Below are 15062 nucleotides of genomic sequence, written 5' to 3' on the forward strand. Positions count from 1 at the left end.
GTGAGCTCCGGGCGAATCCTGCGATGTATGCCGACCGTCCGGAGCACCAGGAAATCGGTTGTGCCCCATGGGTTCGGTGAATCGGTCGTCCGGGCCGGGCGACCGATACCGGTCGTCGGGTCTGTTCGGGTACTGGTCGCGGGCCCTGGGGGACGGATGATTGCCGTCGGGTCCGGACGGGTACTGATCACGCGGGCCCGAGGCGGCGCGTGGGTCGCTCGGGTACTGGTCGTGGAACTCCGACAGCGGATGCTGGTCGCGCGGCGGGGGCGGCGGCATCCGGCGGGCGGGTCCGCCGGGCGGGTACTGGATGCGGGGTACCGACGGTGGCCGCTGGTCGTCCGGAGGGGGCGACGGGTACTGGTCGCGGGGTGCGTTCGGTGGCACCCGGCGCATGGGCCCGCTGGGCGGGTACGGATCGTGCGGGCCGGGCGGTGGCACTCGGCGTAGGGGGCCGCTCGGAGGGTACTGATCCTGCGGCGGCGGCACCGGGCGCAGGGGTCTGTTCGGCGGGACGGGCCCGTTCGGGGGCGTACGGCGGCCCGGGGAGACCTGGGGAATGGGGCCGCTCAGCGGAACCTGGCGCAGGGGCGGGAGCTGCTGGCCCGGCGGCGGCTCGGGCGGCGCCTGTTCGCGGGGGGTCGGCCGGCGCGGACCGCGCTCCCACGGGGCGGCGGGGGCGCGCCGGGACTCGGAGTCGTCCTCGGCGGGTCCGGGACGGGGGCCGTCGTACTCGCTCACCGTGCCTCCCCCACGGGTAAAGACACGGCGGTACCCACGATCATGCTGGAAATCGACGACCGGACGCGCCGAGCGGCGATGCCCGAAATGCTCGAGCCGTTGTCGCTCACTGTGTCTCCTGTCGTTCCAACACCCGCTTCCGCGCGCGCAGGTATCGATTCAGCCTGCGGCGCTTCCCCGGGTCCAAGCCCTCGTCGGCCGGATCGGGCTGCCCTCGGAATCGGCGCCACAAACGTCGACCGGCAAGGAGGAACAGCAGTGCACCGGCACATGCGGTAATTATCGCCAACACCTGACCGTAGGCGTTCGACCGCACTCGGACCGAGACGGGAGCGCCCAGGGGTACTCCGTCGGCTGTGGTAAGGGAGATCGGAATGGCCAGCTCGCGTCTGTCGCTGACCTGGCTGGGAATCTGGAACGAGCGCGTGCCCTGGGCGGGAAGCTGCTGCTCGCCGATGTCGGTGATCTTCGTCTCGGCGGGCGCGCCGATCTTGAATCGGACGCGGACGGCGACGGGCAGATCGTTGCGCGCCACCAGCAGCAGCGGACTCTGTTCGGACGCGAGCGTGAACATCCCGCCCGGCGGCAGCACCTTGACCGCGCCATAGGCCCTGTCCAGGGCCTGGGTGACCAGGTCGATCCGGCGCTGGGCGACGGTGTCGGCCTGGGCGCTCGGATTGGTGCGATCCGACAGCGTCAGCACGCGCAGCAGATCCTCGCGCAGCGGGTCCAGGAACGCGTGCGGCGTCGGATCCTGTTGCGGCACTTCCACCAGCGCGTTCAGCAGATCGTCGAGGCGATGCTCCTGCTGCTGAATCGGGGCGACGAACTGGTCGGGCACCGCGACATCGGCGGTGTCGGGCAGGTAGTCCAGGTCGAACGGGCGCGGGTCCGGCGGCGCGGCCAGCAGGTCCTGGAACGAGCGCGGCACCGCCAGTCCGCTGCGGACCAGCTTCGAGAGCTGGTCGAGCAGCGCGGCCGCCTCGTCGTGGTTGGCGGCCCACTGCTGCGGCGGCATCAGCAGCAGCGACCGCGGTCGGTTCGCGTCCAGATTCAGGGCCAGCCAGGACACCGCCCCGAGCGCGTCTTGCAGCCGGGCCGGGCGCGAGTCCTTACCGATGTCGTAACGCACCCCCTCGGGCGTGAACGACGGTGTCGGCGGCGTGGAGCCGACCGCGGCCAGCGCGGTCGCCGACCAGATATCGAAGGTGGTGACCCGCATCCCCGCCTCCGGCGGGGACAAGGGAGAGCCGGGCGAGGACGAGGGAGAGCCGGGCGGAGTCGAGGGGGAGCCGGACGCGGAAGAGGGGGAACCGGGTGCAGACGAGGCGGAGCCAGGCGGGGACGAGGCGGAGCCGGGGGTGGACTGGGAGCCCGAAGATCGCGTGCCGGATGTGGACTGGGGAGAGCCCGGGGACTGTGCGCCGGACGAGGGCTGGGACGAACCCGAGGGCTGGGAGCCCGACGTCGACTGGGGACCGGGCGAAGGTTGGGACGAGCCCGAGGACCCCGGCGTGGACTGGGAACCGGGCGAGGGCTGGGCGGGGGCCGGGGGCGTGATGCCCGGGAGGCGGACCGTTTCCGGTGTCGCGGTATCGGTTGCCGAGGCGACCGCCGCGGTGTTGCGGACGGCGGTGCCGCCGCCGTGCGAGACCGCGGAACCGGTGACGGCACTGCGGGAATCGGCCGGGGCGACGGCGGTGTCGGCGAGCACGGTGCTGGTGTAGCCGTGCGCGGCGAGCAGCGTGCCCGCCGCGTCGTCGATGCTGCCGGAGTCGGGCAGGGCGACCCCGCGCATCGACTTGACCGACAGGATCCGGTCCACGATGTCGGCGGGGTCGCTCAGCGCCCGCGCGGACAGGTCCGGATCGTGCACGGCCGCCAGCGCGGCCAGGTCCACCTGCGCGAACGGCAGGGCGACGGTGCACATCGAGGGGGCCAGGGCGCGCAGGCGGTCCAGCCAGGCGGCGGCCGCCTGGGCGCCGGTGCCGTCGCGGGTCGCGCCGCTCGGGTCCGACGGGCTCGCCAGCACCTTGTAGCCGACCCGCATCGCGTACACGGTCTGCAGCAGATCCGGGTCGATGGCCAGGCAGATCGCGCCGGTGAGATTCGGTCCGCCGCGCGGGGATTCGGGGTGCACCACCGCTTCCAGGGCGGCGAGCAACTGATCGAGCCGCCCGCCGCTGCGCAGCTCGCCCGCGAGCTCGTCGTCGGTGAGCAGCACCTTGCCGTCGGCCGAGCCGGTCACCCCGGCGGCCACGCGCGGGCGGTCGGCCAGCGGCCAGATCAGCGTGGTGGCGACCGGCGCCTCGGTCGAGGCCGGAACGGCCTGGGCCGCCGGGCCTTTCGCATCCGATCCCCCCAGCGGCGGCAGGCCGAGCACGGGCAGCAGGAACCGGGCGTCGTCGAGCCGGGCCATGCCGCCGTAGTCGGGCTGGCCGTTCACGTTCAGCAGCAGCGGGTACACGCCCGGGTCGGTGATGTCCAGCGACGAGGTGACGGCCTGATCGCCGCTACCGCTCTCGGAGCCCGGCCGGATCCCGATCCGCAGCGTGAACTGCGTGCGCTGCCCGGGGCTCAATTGGTCTGCGACATCGTGGAATTCGCCGTTGACCGAGTAGTTGCTCTGGTCCAGCCGCAGCGTGGAACGCAGGCCGCTGGGCGTGGCCACCGCGGCCGCGCGCTGGATCCGGACACTGACATCCTTGACCGACCGGTCGCCGATATTGGTCACCGTGCCGGACACCGTCAGCACGGAATCGCTGGTGGTGGTCACCGAGCCCGGGGTCACCGAATCGAGGGTGAGCTTCAGGAATTTCGCCGTCGACGATCCGCCGCTGCTCGACGGCTGCGCGGCGGCCGGTCCGGCGAACGACACGGTCCACGGCCCGACCAGGACCGCGAGCACCAGCGCGAGCAGCATCGGCGCCCATCGGTGCGTCATTGTCTGCCGTTCTCCATCCGATCGATCAGGCGGTTGGCAACCTCGGCCAGTCGCCGCTCGTCGGCGTAGGCCAGCCGGGAGTCGAGTTCGTCCAGTGGCACCCAGGCGACCTTGGTGACCTCGACATCGGCATCGGACAGCTCACCGCCGAGCGCGCGCATCAGATAGTGATGCACGGTCTTGTGTACCCGACGGCCGTCCGTCACGAACCAGTAGTCGATACTGCCGAGTTCCGCAACGACCGTACCGTTGATCCCGGCTTCCTCGGCGACCTCGCGCACCGCGGTCTGCTCGGCGGTCTCGCCCTCCTCGATGTGCCCCTTCGGCAGCGACCACAGCAGTCGGCCGCGGCGGTCGGTGCGCCCGATGAGCGCGGCGCACTGCTTCTCCCGCGGGCCGTCGAGCCCGTCGACGACCAGGCCGCCCGCGGAGGTCTCGCGCACGGTGCGCATGCGGGGCCGGTTCTTGTTGTTCTTGGCGCCGCCGTTACCGCCCTTGGCAGGGTTTTTGGCGTTCGCACCCTTGACACCGGCGACCTTGCCGTCGGCGGTGCCGCTGTGGTCGTGGACGGCACCGGACCGCCCGCCGCCACCGCCTCTGCTGTTACCGCTGGTATCGGTCGCATTACCGGCCGAACCGCGGCGCCGGGGCTGGCGGCGACGACTGTTCGCGCGATCGGCCGGAGACACTTGGTCAGTTTAGCTGTGTTGTCGGGCTCTCCTTGCCGCCGCGCTGGGCGCTGTGGGCCCGGCCGGGGTGGGCTGCGCCGCCGGGGTGGGCCACGTCACCAACTAAGCTGCGTTCCCGTGGTTTCGCCGAAGTCCGAGGATGTCGCCGCATCCGCCCCCGCCCCCCAGTCCCCGGCTGATCGCCGCAGCCGATTGCTGGCGGCCGCCGCGATCACGCTCGGTCAGCTCTCTGATGTGCTGACCCCGCTCGGCGACATGTTCGCCGCGCACGGACACGAGTTGTACCTGGTGGGTGGCAGCGTGCGCGACGCGGTGCTCGGTCGGCTCACCTCGGATCTGGACTTCACCACCGACGCCCGGCCCGAGGTGGTGCAGCGGCTGCTGCGCGGCTGGGCCGACAATCTCTGGGACACCGGCGGTTTGGCGTTCGGCACCGTCAGCGCGTCGAAGGCGGGTTGGCAGCTGGAGATCACCACCTACCGCAGCGACGCCTACGACCGGGTGTCCCGCAATCCGGAGGTGACCTTCGGCGACACCCTGGACGACGACCTGGTCCGCCGCGATTTCACGGTCAACGCCATGGCCGTGCGGGTCGGCGCCGGGGGTGCGCTGGAGTTCGTCGATCCCCTGGACGGCATGTCCGCGCTGCTCGACGGCGTGCTGGATACGCCTGCGGCGCCGGAGGATTCGTTCAACGACGATCCGCTGCGCATGCTGCGGGCGGCCCGGTTCGTGTCGCAGCTGGGTTTCGAACCCGCCCCCCGGGTGCGCGCGGCGATCGCCGCCATGGCGGGCGAGATCGACCGGATCACCGCCGAGCGGGTGCGCGCCGAGCTGGACAAGCTGATCGGCGGCCAGTACCCCACCGACGGCATCGACATCATGTGCGAGACCGGTCTGGCCGAGCGGGTGCTGCCCGAGGTGCCCGCGATGTCGCTTGAGATCGATGAGCACCACCAGCACAAGGACGTCTACCAGCATTCGCTGACCGTGCTGCGGCAGGCGATCGACCAGGAGGAGAGCGACCCCGACCTGGTGCTGCGCTGGGCGGCGCTGCTGCACGACATCGGCAAGCCGCCGACCAAGCGCAACGAGCCCGGCGGCGGGGTGAGCTTCCACCACCACGAGGTGGTCGGCGCCAAGATGGTGCGCAAGCGCATGCGCGCCCTGAAGTATCCGAAGCAGTTCACCGAGGACGTGGCCCGGCTGGTCTACCTGCACCTGCGCTTCCACGGCTACGGCAAGGGCCAGTGGACCGATTCGGCGGTGCGCCGCTACGTGACCGACGCGGGCGAGTTGCTCCCCCGCCTGCACAAACTGGTCCGCGCCGACTGCACCACCCGCAACAAGCGCCGCGCCGCCCAATTGCAGTCCACCTACGACGATCTGGAGGTGCGCATCGAGCGCCTGCAGCAGCAGGAGGATCTGGCGCGGGTGCGGCCGGACCTGGACGGCAACGCGATCATGGAGCTGCTCGGCCTGGCGCCGGGGCCGGAGGTCGGCCGGGCGTGGCGCTATCTGAAGGAATTGCGGCTGGACCGCGGCCCGATGTCGCGCGAGGAGGCCGAGGAGGCGCTGCGGGCGTGGTGGACCGCGGGCGGGAGCTAGAAGACGATCAGCGTCGTGCCGGTCACGATGGCGGAGCGGATCTGCGCGAGGTCGAAGGAGCCGGTGACCTCGGGGACGTCGATGCGGAAGCGGACGTGGTGACCGTCCCGGTCGGCGCGCACGATCCGCAGGTCGTTCGGTAGGTCGGTGAGCGGTAGCGGCGCGACCCGAAGTCGTCGCCGCGGCAGTCGGATTCCGCACCAGGTGACCCCGTGGACGGCGAGGCGGAGCTCGTTGTCCGCGATCGTCGCGTCCAGCAGGGCGTGGATTCTTCGGCGGCGATGCCGGGCGACGAGCAGGCCGTCGGCGCGCACCGCGAGCCGCCAGTCCAGCACCCGGTCGCCGAGCCATTCGATCAGGGTCGCGGTCGCGACCGTGCCGGTGATCTCCAGGCCCGCGGCGCGGACCTTGGTCGGCACGCCCGGGATGAGCCGGACCCCGTTGGCCACCACGGTCATCTCCTCGATCGGATGCCCGTTCCAGCGCAGGTCGGCCAGGACCGTCTTGGTCTGGAAGTGGGCGCCGCGCCGCCGCGCCCGCAGCGTCCGCAGCGTGGCGGTCAGGTCGTAGCCGAGCAGGGTGGCGGTGACCTCGCGGCCGCCGAACCGGCCGAGAATGCCCTCGCTGAGCACGGTCATCAGCACATCCGGCAGCAGCGCGGTGACCGTGCCCGAGCCGAGGTCGGCCACCGGATCCAGCCAGGCGGTGGTAAAGGCCGCCCACTGCTCCGGCCGCATCGGCTCGATCAGGCGTTTCCCGAGGTCCACGGCGCGCAGCGGCGACCAGAACCGGGGGTCGAAATAGGCGGCCATAACTGATCAGAGCGTACTGGCGGGTAGTGAACGAACCGGCGTCGCGTGGGTGAACCCTCCGGGACGAGCCCCGCCCGCCGCCGCATATTCGGAGGTTTCCACGTTGTTCGGTCCGCATTCGCGGACCTATGCTGCTGCCGTGCCCAGCTTGCGGATCCGTGACGCCGCCGAACTGCTCGCAGTCAGCGACGACACCGTGCGCCGGTGGATCGATACCGGCGCCCTCGACGCGCACCGCGACGACGCGGGACGGCTGGCGATCGACGGTGCGGCCCTGGCCGCGCTGGCGGTCGAGCACGCGCGTCCGCCGCAGGCACGGGTGGGCAGTGCCAGTTCGGCACGCAATCGGTTTCCCGGACTGGTCACCCGCGTGGTGGCCGACGGGGTGATGGCACAGGTGGAGATGCAATGCGGGCCGTTCACGGTGGTGTCGTTGATGAGCAGCGAGTCGGTGCGGGCGCTCGGGCTGGAACCGGGCAGCGTCGCGGTGGCGAGCGTGAAGGCCACCACGGTGGTCGTCGAAACGGCCGAGCGATGAGGCCGCTGGCCGTCGCGGTGACGGCGGCGGCGCTGGTCGCGGGGCTGGCCGGGTGCGGCTCCTCCGGATCCGGCAGCGGCACAACCACGGTGACGGTGTTCGCGGCGGCCTCGCTGAACAAGGTGTTCGGCGATCTGGGCAAAACGTTCGAGGCCGCGCATCCGGGCACCAAGGTCGCCTTCTCCTTCGCCGGGTCGTCGGATCTGGCGGCGCAGCTGAATCAGGGCGCGCCCGCGGACGTGTTCGCCTCCGCCGACACCGCGAACATGGACAAGGTGGTCAAGTCCGGCCGCATCACCGAGCATCCGCAGAACTTCGCGACCAACGTGCTGACCATCGTGACCCCGCCCGGCAACCCGAAACACGTGACGACCCTGGCGGATCTGGCCGAGCCCGGCCTGCGGCTGGTGGTGTGCGCGCCGCAGGTGCCGTGCGGCGCCGCGACCAAGAAGGTGACCACCGCGTCGCACGTGGCGATCGCCCCGGTCAGCGAGGAGTCCGAGGTGACCGACGTGCTGGCCAAGGTCACCTCCGGCGATGCCGACGCGGGGCTGGTGTACGTCACCGACGCGGCCGGGGCCGGGAACAAGGTCAGTACCGTGGCTTTCCCCGAATCCTCCGGGGCCGTCAACACCTATCCCATTGCGGCCGTGGCCGATTCGAAGCACGCCGAGCTGGCGCACCAGTTCGAGTCCCTGATCACCGGTCCCGAGGGTCGCGCCGCGCTGGCCAAGGCGGGGTTCGGCGCGCCGTGAGATCCGCCGGGCGGACCGATGATTCACGTGAAACCGGGCAACTCGACCGGGCGGCGCGCCTCGCTCGGCGCATGACGTCGGTTGCTCTCGCGCGGCGTTGCGGTACGGCGACCGGACAGCACGGTGCCCGGTGAGTGCTCAGCGCACGGCGTCGCGCGAACCGGCGGTCGGCACCGATGCCGGGGATCGACGGGCGGCGCACGAGTCCCCGGCGCGGCGGTTCGCGCGAAAGGTGGTGCGGGGCCCCGGGCTTGCGGTGCCGGGGTGGGTGCTGCTGCCCGCCGCCCTCGGATTCGCGTTCGTGGTGGGGCCGCTGGTGGCGCTCGCGGGCGGGGTGGAGTGGTCGGACTTCTTCGCCCTGATCACCTCCGACGCGTCGCGGGCCGCCCTGTCGCTGAGCCTGCGGACCGCGCTGGCCAGCACGGCGATCTGCGTGCTGCTCGGGGCGCCGATGGCGGTGGTGCTGGCGCGGGTGCGGTGGCGGGTGCTGCCGGTGCTGCGCTCGATGATCCTGCTGCCGTTGGTATTACCACCGGTGGTGGGCGGTCTGGCGCTGCTGTATCTGTTCGGCCGGTACGGACTGCTCGGGCGGCATCTGGAGGCGGCCGGGATCCGGATCGCGTTCAGCACCACCGCGGTGGTGCTGGCGCAGGCGTTCGTGGCGCTGCCGTTTCTGGTGATCACCCTGGAGGGCGCCATGCGCACGGCCGGGGAGCGCTACGAGCGCATTGCCGCCACCCTGGGCGCGGGCCCGACCACGGTGTGGTGGCGGATCACCCTGCCGCTGCTGCGGCCCGCCCTGATCTCCGGCGCGGTGCTGTCGTTCGCCCGCGCCCTCGGCGAGTTCGGCGCCACCCTCACCTTCGCGGGCAGCCTGCAGGGCCGCACCCGCACCCTGCCGCTGGAGATCTATCTGCAGCGCGAGAACGATCCCGGTGCGGCCGTGGCCCTTTCGCTGCTGCTGGTGGTGATCGCCGTCCTCATCGTGCTGGTCGCCTACCGCCGCGTCGGCGTTCCCGAGGATCGCGAATGGGTGGGCGGCCTGTGGCGCTGGGGCGGTTCGGGGCGCGCGAGTCTACGGGAGGAGCACTGATGCCGCCCGCGCTGGCGAATTCCGGGCTCCGGGTGGCCGTTCGGCTGGCGGAGCGCGGGCTCGACGTGGAGCTGACCGTCGGTCCCGGGGAGGTTCTGGCGGTGCTGGGGCCGAACGGGGCGGGGAAGTCGACGCTGCTCGATATCGTCGCGGGGCTGCTGCCGCCGGACGGGGGCGAGGTGCGGCTGGCCGGGCGGGTGCTGACCGACGTGGCGAAAGGCATTGCGGTGCCGCCGCATCGGCGCGGGGTCTCGCTGCTGGCGCAGGACCCGCTGCTGTTCCCGCACCTGTCGGTGGCCGCGAACGTCGCCTTCGGCCCGCGCAGCCGAGGTGTGGGCGGCCGGGCCGCGGCGGAGATCGCGCGGGAGTGGCTGCGCGCGGTCGACGCGACGGATCTGGCCGCGCGACGGCCGGGCGGGCTGTCCGGCGGACAGGCACAGCGCGTCGCCCTGGCCCGCGCGCTGGCGGTGCGGCCCCGGCTGATCCTGCTGGACGAGCCGATGGCCGCCCTCGACGTCACCGTCGCCCCCGCCATGCGCGCCCTCCTGCACCGCGTCCTGCGCGAGCCCGCCCGAAACACCCACGCCCCCAGCGCCGTTCTGGTCACCCACGACATTGTCGACGCCCTCACCCTGGCCGACCGCGTGGTGGTACTCGAGGCGGGCCGCATAGTCGAACAGGGCCCCGTCGGCGAGGTCCTGTCCCGCCCCCGCAGCACCTTCGCCGCCCACATCGCAGGCGTAAACCTCCTGATGGGCACCGCAATCGCCCCGATCCCCAGCGCCCCCCGTCCCCCCGGCAACAACGAACCCGCCGCTACGAGCGCGAAACCCGCTCCGCCGAACATAGATCGGAGTATCGACTCGGCGACACGGCGCACGAGTGCTGCCGAGTCGGCGGAGCAGGGCGCGGGTGCTGCCGAGTGGGTGGAGCAGGGCGCGGGTGCTGCCGAGTGGGTGGAGCAGGGCGCGGGTGCTGCCGAGTGGGTGGAGCAGGGCGCGGGTGCTGCCGAGTGGGTGGAGCAGGGCGCGGGTGCTGCCGAGTCGGCGGAGCAGGGCGCGGGTGCTGCCGAGTGGGTGGAGCAGGGCGCGGGTGCTGCCGAGTCGGCGGAGCAGGGCGCGGGTGCTGCCGAGTGGGTGGAGCGTGGTGCGGGTGCTGCCGAGTCGGGGACGCGGAGCGCGGATTTCGCTGGGTCGGGAACGTGGAGTGTAGGTGGCGCCGGGGCGGGGAGGTGGAGTGGTGGTGCTGTCAGGTCCGGTGACGAGGTTGTGTATGGGCGGTGTGAAGGGGTGTGGGTTGCGGGGGTGCGGGCGGCGGCCGTGTTTTCGCCTGCTGCGGTGGCTGTTTATCGGGAGTGGCCGGGTGGTAGTCCGCGCAATGTTTTTCGGGTGCGGGTTGCCGAGCTCACCGATCGTGGTGGGGTCGTTCGGGTTCGGGGGGAAGAGCGGGAGGACGGCTCGGCGGGGGTGGTTGCCGATCTGACGCCCGCTGCGGTCGGGGAGCTGGGGTTGGGGCCGGGGCAGGTCGTGTACTTCGCGGTGAAGGCCACCGAGGTGGAGGTGTATTCCTGCTGACTACGGGTCCGGTGGGTCGTTCAGGGTGGCGTGCATGAGGAAGACGTTGTAGCTGCCCCACGCCGACATGGTGAAGTACAGGTCCTTGCCCGTCGACCAGGGATGGATGAATCCGCCGTAGGCCGCGGGATAGTCGTCGGTGTCGACCAGGACCGTGCCGTCGGTCCAGGCGCCCTGCGGTTCGGCCGCGGTGCGCAGGACGAGGGCGTGCCGGACCGGATCCAGGTGGACCATCTGCCACTGCCCGCTGGACTCGTCGTAGCGCACCGACAGCTCGCCCGCGATGCCGGGGAACACCGGGGTGGCGCAGTTCTCCTCGGCGGGGGCCCAGACGCCGTCGACCCAGTACTGGTACGCGGACTTGTTCAGGACCTCCTTCTTCGGCACCCGGGCCAGGCCGACCACGCCGATGCGGCCGTTCGGCGTGCCGAACATGTAGACGTAGTCGCCGTGCGGCGCCATCGCCGTCACCTGGAAGCGATCGAGCCCGAAGATGTTGTCCCACAGCGCGTACTGATCCTTGGTCCAGGTGCGCCCGTCGTCATCGGAGTAGGCCAGCCCGCCGCGGTTGGTCCACCACATGCCGGGGATCTTGCTCCACCGGTTGACCGACATGTAGCTCAGATACTGCCGCGACCCGACGGCGAAACCTGAGGTCGGGATGACGGTGGTCTCGAAGTTCTTGATCTTGCGGCTGTCCAGCAACTCCGCCGCGTGACAGCGGCTGTCCTGCACCATATTGTCGATGACCAGGCCCTTCGACAGGTCGCGCTCGGTGCTGTAGCCGAGCACATTGCTGCGCCAGTCCGGGCCGCCCGCACCGCCGGGCTGCCAGCCCTTGCCGAAGGTGTCGCCGAAGACCGCGGCCACCTCGCCCGGCCTGGTCTCCCACAGGATGCCGAGGTCGGTGCCGTCCACCTGCCAGCGCATATCGGTGCGGTTCGACGATCCGGGCCCGGTCACCTGATTCACCAGATCCACCGAGTCCACCTGCCGGGGCGCGACCGGCGCGGCGGCCGGACCGGGCGCCGCGGGATGCACGACGGGCGGCGGCGGCGTCTCGGGCGGCGGCGGGGTGCCGCCCGGCACCGGGATCGGAATCGGCTCGATATCCGGGGTGAAGTCGATACTCGGCAGATTCAGCGGCCCACCGCCGCGAAACCCGGATCCGGAACTGGAACCCGAAGCGGCCGAACCGGAATCGGGCGGGGCGCCCTGGGGCGAGCCGGGCCCGGATGCCGACCCGGAGCCCGGCCCCGTGGCCGATCCCGAGCCGGGCGATCCCGAATTGGGCCCCGAACTGGAACCCGGCCCAGGCCCATAGGCGGAACCGGAGTCGGGCCCGGAATTCCCCCCGGAGCCGGATGCCGACCCCGAGTTGGGCCCTGCGCCGGGCGAACCCGAGCCGGAGGCGGATCCCGAGTCGGGCCCCGTGCTGGGCGAACCCGAACTGGAGGCGGATCCCGAGTTGGGCCCTGTGCTGGGCGAACCCGAACTGGAGGCGGATCCCGAGTCGGGCCCCGTGCCGGGGGCACCCGAGCCGGAGGCGGATCCCGAGCCGGGCGCACCCGAGCCGGATCCCGATCCCGAATTCGGCTCGGTGCCAGGCGATCCCGAGTTGGGGCCGGGCGCAGGGTTCGGGTCCTGCCCGGTGCCCCCGTCGGGGCCGGTGCCGGAATCGTCCCTCTCCGAGGGACTCTGGGGCGGGTCGGGCTTGGGGTTGTCCCGTATATCGGGGCACGGGTTCTGGCATGGATCGGCCGGCAGCGGGACCGGGTCGATGCGGGTGTTGTCCGGCGGCGGGCCCGGTATCGGTACCGGCGTCGGTTGCGGTACCGGATAGGGGATTTCGATGTGCTGCGGCAGGGGCGGGAGCAGCGGGGGCGGCGGCAGGTTCGGATCGGGTTGGCGCGCCCGCGGATCCAGACCGGTCTCCCCGCAGGCATTCACCGGCGGCGGCGCCCAGGGGGCGGGCGCGGCCGACGCGGGCGCGGTGAGCGCTCCGATCAGCAGCACACCGAAAAGCGCTGGGGCAGCGGCATTATGGCAGCGAGCGCGCACGTCGGGTCCGGCTACCGCGCGGATTCGCCGCGGTCGACCGCGGCCGACGCCGCGCCGAAGTTCTTCGCCGACAAGCCCATCTCTCTCTCGGTTCTCCAGACGTGCCCCCCACGATGAGAGCGCACAGCGATCCGCCGCCGCATCCGGGGCGGCTCACAGCGGGACCCAATTTAACCGACCGGGCCGCCCGAGCGCAGCCCGACGGGCAAGGAAGCCTCGATCACCGAATCCGGGTGTGCCTGCGGCTGTTCAGCGCGATGGCCGCCAACCCCAGCCCGTAGCACGCCGCGCCCGCGAGCACCACGCCCGGAGAACGTCCGTCGGCCGGGATCACCAGCGCCGTCACCGCGACCGCCAGCACGAACGTGATGTTGAAGACCGTGTCCTGCAACGCGAACACCTGCCCGCGCCGGGCGTCATCGATATCCATCTGCATGGTGGCGTCGCCGGTGAGCTTCACGGTCTGCCCGGCCAGCCCGAGCAGGAACGCCCCGACCAGCAGCAGCCGATGGGCGTGCCCCTCGGCCCCGGCGACGGTGATCGGCGTGATCAGCAGCAGCTGCACCAGCAGCGCGGCGACCAGCCCCGCGACCACGGTGCGCGGCCGCCCGAGTCGCGGAATCAGCAGCGGCGCGGCCACCGCCGCGACCAGCATGCCCGAGGCGACCGCGGTGATGGCCACGCCGAAACCGAGCAGCCCGCTGCTCAGCGACAGTTCCCCGGGCGTGCGCCGCAGCACCAGCACCATCAGCAAGGTGTTGGCGCCGAACACGATTCGATGGGTGCCGATGCCGAGCATGGCCGTGGTGCATTCGCGCGACTCCCACACCGCCCGCGCGCCGGTGCGCAGTCCGGTCAGGATGGCGCGCAACGAGCCGCCCGCCCGCTCCCCCTCCGGCCCCAGCGCCCGCGGCCCGAATCCGGCGGCGGCCACCGCGCCCGCGACCGATCCCGCCGCGCTGGTCGCCACCGCCACCGCCGAGGCCGTATCCCCGGCCCCGATCGCGCCGATGAGGGCGACCGCGGCCGCCGCACCCGCCCCGGCGCAGCCCGAGGCCGCGGTCGCCAGCACCGAGTTCATCGGCACCAGCCAGCGCTGCTCCACCACCCGCGGCAGCGCCGCCGACACCCCGGCCAGCACGAACCGGCTGATCCCGACCACCGCCAGCGCGAGCAGCAGCAGCGGCGTATCCGGGATGCCGACCATCAGCCCCGCGGCCGCGACCCCGATCAGCAAGGCGCGCAGCACATTCGCCACCAGCAGCACGGCGCGCCGGTCCCAGCGGTCCAGCAGCGCCCCGGCGTACGGGCCGATGATCGAATACGGCAGCAGCAGCACGGTGAACCCGCCCGCCACGCCGAGCGGGTCGGTGGCGCGCTCGGGGTTGAACAGGATCGCCCCCGACAGCGCCGCCTGGAACATGCCGTCGCCGAACTGCCCGGAAAATCGGACCAGGGCCAGCCGCAGCATGCCCGGACTGCGCAGCAGAGCGGCCATCGCCGCGCGTCGCGCGCGCTGCCGCTCGGTCATCGTCACTGCCCGGACCGCGCTGCCACCAGGGTGCGGACCGTCTCCCGCATATCGGGCGCCATCGGCAGGCCCGCCAGCGTCTCGGCGTCGATCCAGCGGAACTCGTCGTGTTCGTCCGGCTCCAGCGAGACCTCGCCCGGCTCGACCTCCACCACGAAGCTGTACTTGCGCACCCGCGACTTGGTGCGGGTGGCGTAGTCGAAGCCGCCGACCACGTCGACGATGCGCCGCACCCGCAGCCCGGTCTCCTCGAACAGCTCGCGGGCCACGCAGTCGGCGAACGACTCCCCCGATTCCACGCCGCCGCCGGGCAGTTCGTACATCCCACCCTGCCAATCATTGGCGACACGCCGCACCACCAGCAGTTTTCGCTCCCGGAACACGGCGACGCCGACCACGAAGTGGTCGATGCCCGCGCTGCGGGCCTGCTGCCGGAGGTCGCGCTCGAGATCCGCGGGGAACATTCGCGCCTCACCTCCGGTTCGTCTTGCGGCACACCATGATACGGACGCCCGCGGCCGGTCCGGGCGGGGCCGGCGGCCCGACCGGGGCCGGATGGAGCGCCGGGCATTTGCCGCCGCACCCGCGACCGCGTGCGAGCCGGTCCCGGTTCGGGTGCCGATGTAGCCCCCGGACCCCGGGCGGCTCCACGCTAGAATTTACTAGGAATTCAGGGTGTGGTGCGGGATGTGCTCCTACCCTTGAACGGTGATCGG

General features: G+C 72.1%; 12 protein-coding genes and 2 pseudogenes. 8 read left to right on the forward strand and 6 right to left on the reverse strand.

Annotation, left to right across the window (positions count from 1 at the left end; all coding sequences use genetic code 11):
* Positions 1–847: 847 nt before the first annotated feature.
* Entirely contained in the window at positions 848–3685 is a 2838-nt protein-coding gene (locus HPY32_RS43920) for a DUF6049 family protein (RefSeq protein WP_067579339.1), read from the reverse strand.
* Positions 3682–4374, reverse strand: a complete 693-nt coding sequence (locus HPY32_RS19130) for an NUDIX hydrolase (protein WP_231951361.1) — start codon at positions 4372–4374, stop codon at positions 3682–3684. Before HPY32_RS19130 ends, HPY32_RS43920 begins: the two co-directional genes overlap by 4 nt.
* A gap of 192 nt (positions 4375–4566) precedes the next feature.
* Here HPY32_RS19130 and HPY32_RS19140 point away from each other — a divergent pair, with 192 nt between their 5' ends.
* Positions 4567–5982, forward strand: a complete 1416-nt coding sequence (locus HPY32_RS19140; RefSeq protein ID WP_171982990.1) for a CCA tRNA nucleotidyltransferase — start codon at positions 4567–4569, stop codon at positions 5980–5982.
* Here HPY32_RS19140 and HPY32_RS19145 read toward each other — a convergent pair.
* The gene (locus HPY32_RS19145; RefSeq protein WP_067579334.1) at positions 5979–6794 is read right to left on the reverse strand and encodes a hypothetical protein; all 816 of its coding nucleotides are present in this window, start codon (positions 6792–6794) and stop codon (positions 5979–5981) included. The two genes, HPY32_RS19140 and HPY32_RS19145, sit on opposite strands and share 4 nt — an antisense overlap.
* 139 nt (positions 6795–6933) lie before the next feature.
* Between HPY32_RS19145 and HPY32_RS19150 the strand changes: the two genes are divergently transcribed.
* From HPY32_RS19150 to HPY32_RS44670, 5 genes and pseudogenes are all read left to right on the forward strand, one after another.
* Positions 6934–7332, forward strand: a complete 399-nt coding sequence (locus tag HPY32_RS19150) for a TOBE domain-containing protein (RefSeq protein WP_067579332.1) — start codon at positions 6934–6936, stop codon at positions 7330–7332.
* Complete coding sequence (gene modA, locus HPY32_RS19155) at positions 7329–8087, forward strand: molybdate ABC transporter substrate-binding protein (RefSeq protein WP_067579330.1); 759 nt, start codon at positions 7329–7331, stop codon at positions 8085–8087. Before HPY32_RS19150 ends, modA begins: the two co-directional genes overlap by 4 nt.
* 232 nt (positions 8088–8319) lie before the next feature.
* Positions 8320–9180, forward strand: a complete 861-nt coding sequence (locus HPY32_RS19160; protein ID WP_067584743.1) for an ABC transporter permease — start codon at positions 8320–8322, stop codon at positions 9178–9180.
* Positions 9180–9941 (forward strand): annotated as a pseudogene (locus tag HPY32_RS43925) (sulfate/molybdate ABC transporter ATP-binding protein); the annotation flags it as partial. The gene HPY32_RS19160 and the pseudogene HPY32_RS43925, both read left to right, overlap by 1 nt.
* Positions 9933–10754 carry a TOBE domain-containing protein gene (locus tag HPY32_RS44670; protein ID WP_171982991.1) on the forward strand — a complete coding sequence of 274 codons (822 nt, stop codon included), beginning with the start codon at positions 9933–9935 and terminating at the stop codon, positions 10752–10754. The pseudogene HPY32_RS43925 and the gene HPY32_RS44670, both read left to right, overlap by 9 nt.
* On the opposite strand, the pseudogene HPY32_RS19170 reads toward HPY32_RS44670, so the two are convergent.
* Positions 10755–11897: pseudogene (locus tag HPY32_RS19170) on the reverse strand (glycoside hydrolase family 183 protein); the annotation flags it as partial. It abuts the gene before it with no gap.
* Here HPY32_RS19170 and HPY32_RS44675 point away from each other — a divergent pair.
* Both HPY32_RS44675 and HPY32_RS44680 read left to right on the forward strand, forming a co-directional pair.
* The gene (locus HPY32_RS44675) at positions 11872–12078 is read left to right on the forward strand and encodes a hypothetical protein (RefSeq protein ID WP_231951573.1); all 207 of its coding nucleotides are present in this window, start codon (positions 11872–11874) and stop codon (positions 12076–12078) included. The pseudogene HPY32_RS19170 and the gene HPY32_RS44675 overlap by 26 nt on opposite strands.
* 54 nt (positions 12079–12132) lie before the next feature.
* Positions 12133–12597, forward strand: a complete 465-nt coding sequence (locus HPY32_RS44680; protein ID WP_253949860.1) for a hypothetical protein — start codon at positions 12133–12135, stop codon at positions 12595–12597.
* Positions 12598–13035: 438 nt separating this feature from the next.
* Here the strand turns inward: HPY32_RS44680 and HPY32_RS19180 are convergent, their stop codons facing one another.
* Complete coding sequence (locus tag HPY32_RS19180; protein WP_067579326.1) at positions 13036–14346, reverse strand: MFS transporter; 1311 nt, start codon at positions 14344–14346, stop codon at positions 13036–13038.
* Between the two features lie 2 nt (positions 14347–14348).
* On the reverse strand, positions 14349–14810 hold the full coding sequence (locus HPY32_RS19185; protein WP_067579324.1) for an NUDIX hydrolase: 462 nt from the start codon (positions 14808–14810) through the stop codon (positions 14349–14351).
* Between the last annotated feature and the right edge of the window lie 252 nt (positions 14811–15062).

The sequence above is a fragment of the Nocardia terpenica genome, from assembly GCF_013186535.1.
In the GTDB taxonomy this organism is placed as follows: domain Bacteria; phylum Actinomycetota; class Actinomycetes; order Mycobacteriales; family Mycobacteriaceae; genus Nocardia; species Nocardia terpenica.

What these genes read in the sequence shown, in the direction of transcription:
- HPY32_RS19180 (WP_067579326.1), bottom strand. Translation starts at nt 14,346, where the DNA reads ATGACCGAGCGGCAGCGCGCGCGACGCGCGGCGATGGCCGCTCTGCTG.
- HPY32_RS19185 (WP_067579324.1), bottom strand. Translation starts at nt 14,810, where the DNA reads ATGTTCCCCGCGGATCTCGAGCGCGACCTCCGGCAGCAGGCCCGCAGC.
- modA (WP_067579330.1), top strand. Translation starts at nt 7,329, where the DNA reads ATGAGGCCGCTGGCCGTCGCGGTGACGGCGGCGGCGCTGGTCGCGGGG.
- HPY32_RS19145 (WP_067579334.1), bottom strand. Translation starts at nt 6,794, where the DNA reads ATGGCCGCCTATTTCGACCCCCGGTTCTGGTCGCCGCTGCGCGCCGTG.
- HPY32_RS43920 (WP_067579339.1), bottom strand. Translation starts at nt 3,685, where the DNA reads ATGACGCACCGATGGGCGCCGATGCTGCTCGCGCTGGTGCTCGCGGTC.
- HPY32_RS44670 (WP_171982991.1), top strand. Translation starts at nt 9,933, where the DNA reads ATGGGCACCGCAATCGCCCCGATCCCCAGCGCCCCCCGTCCCCCCGGC.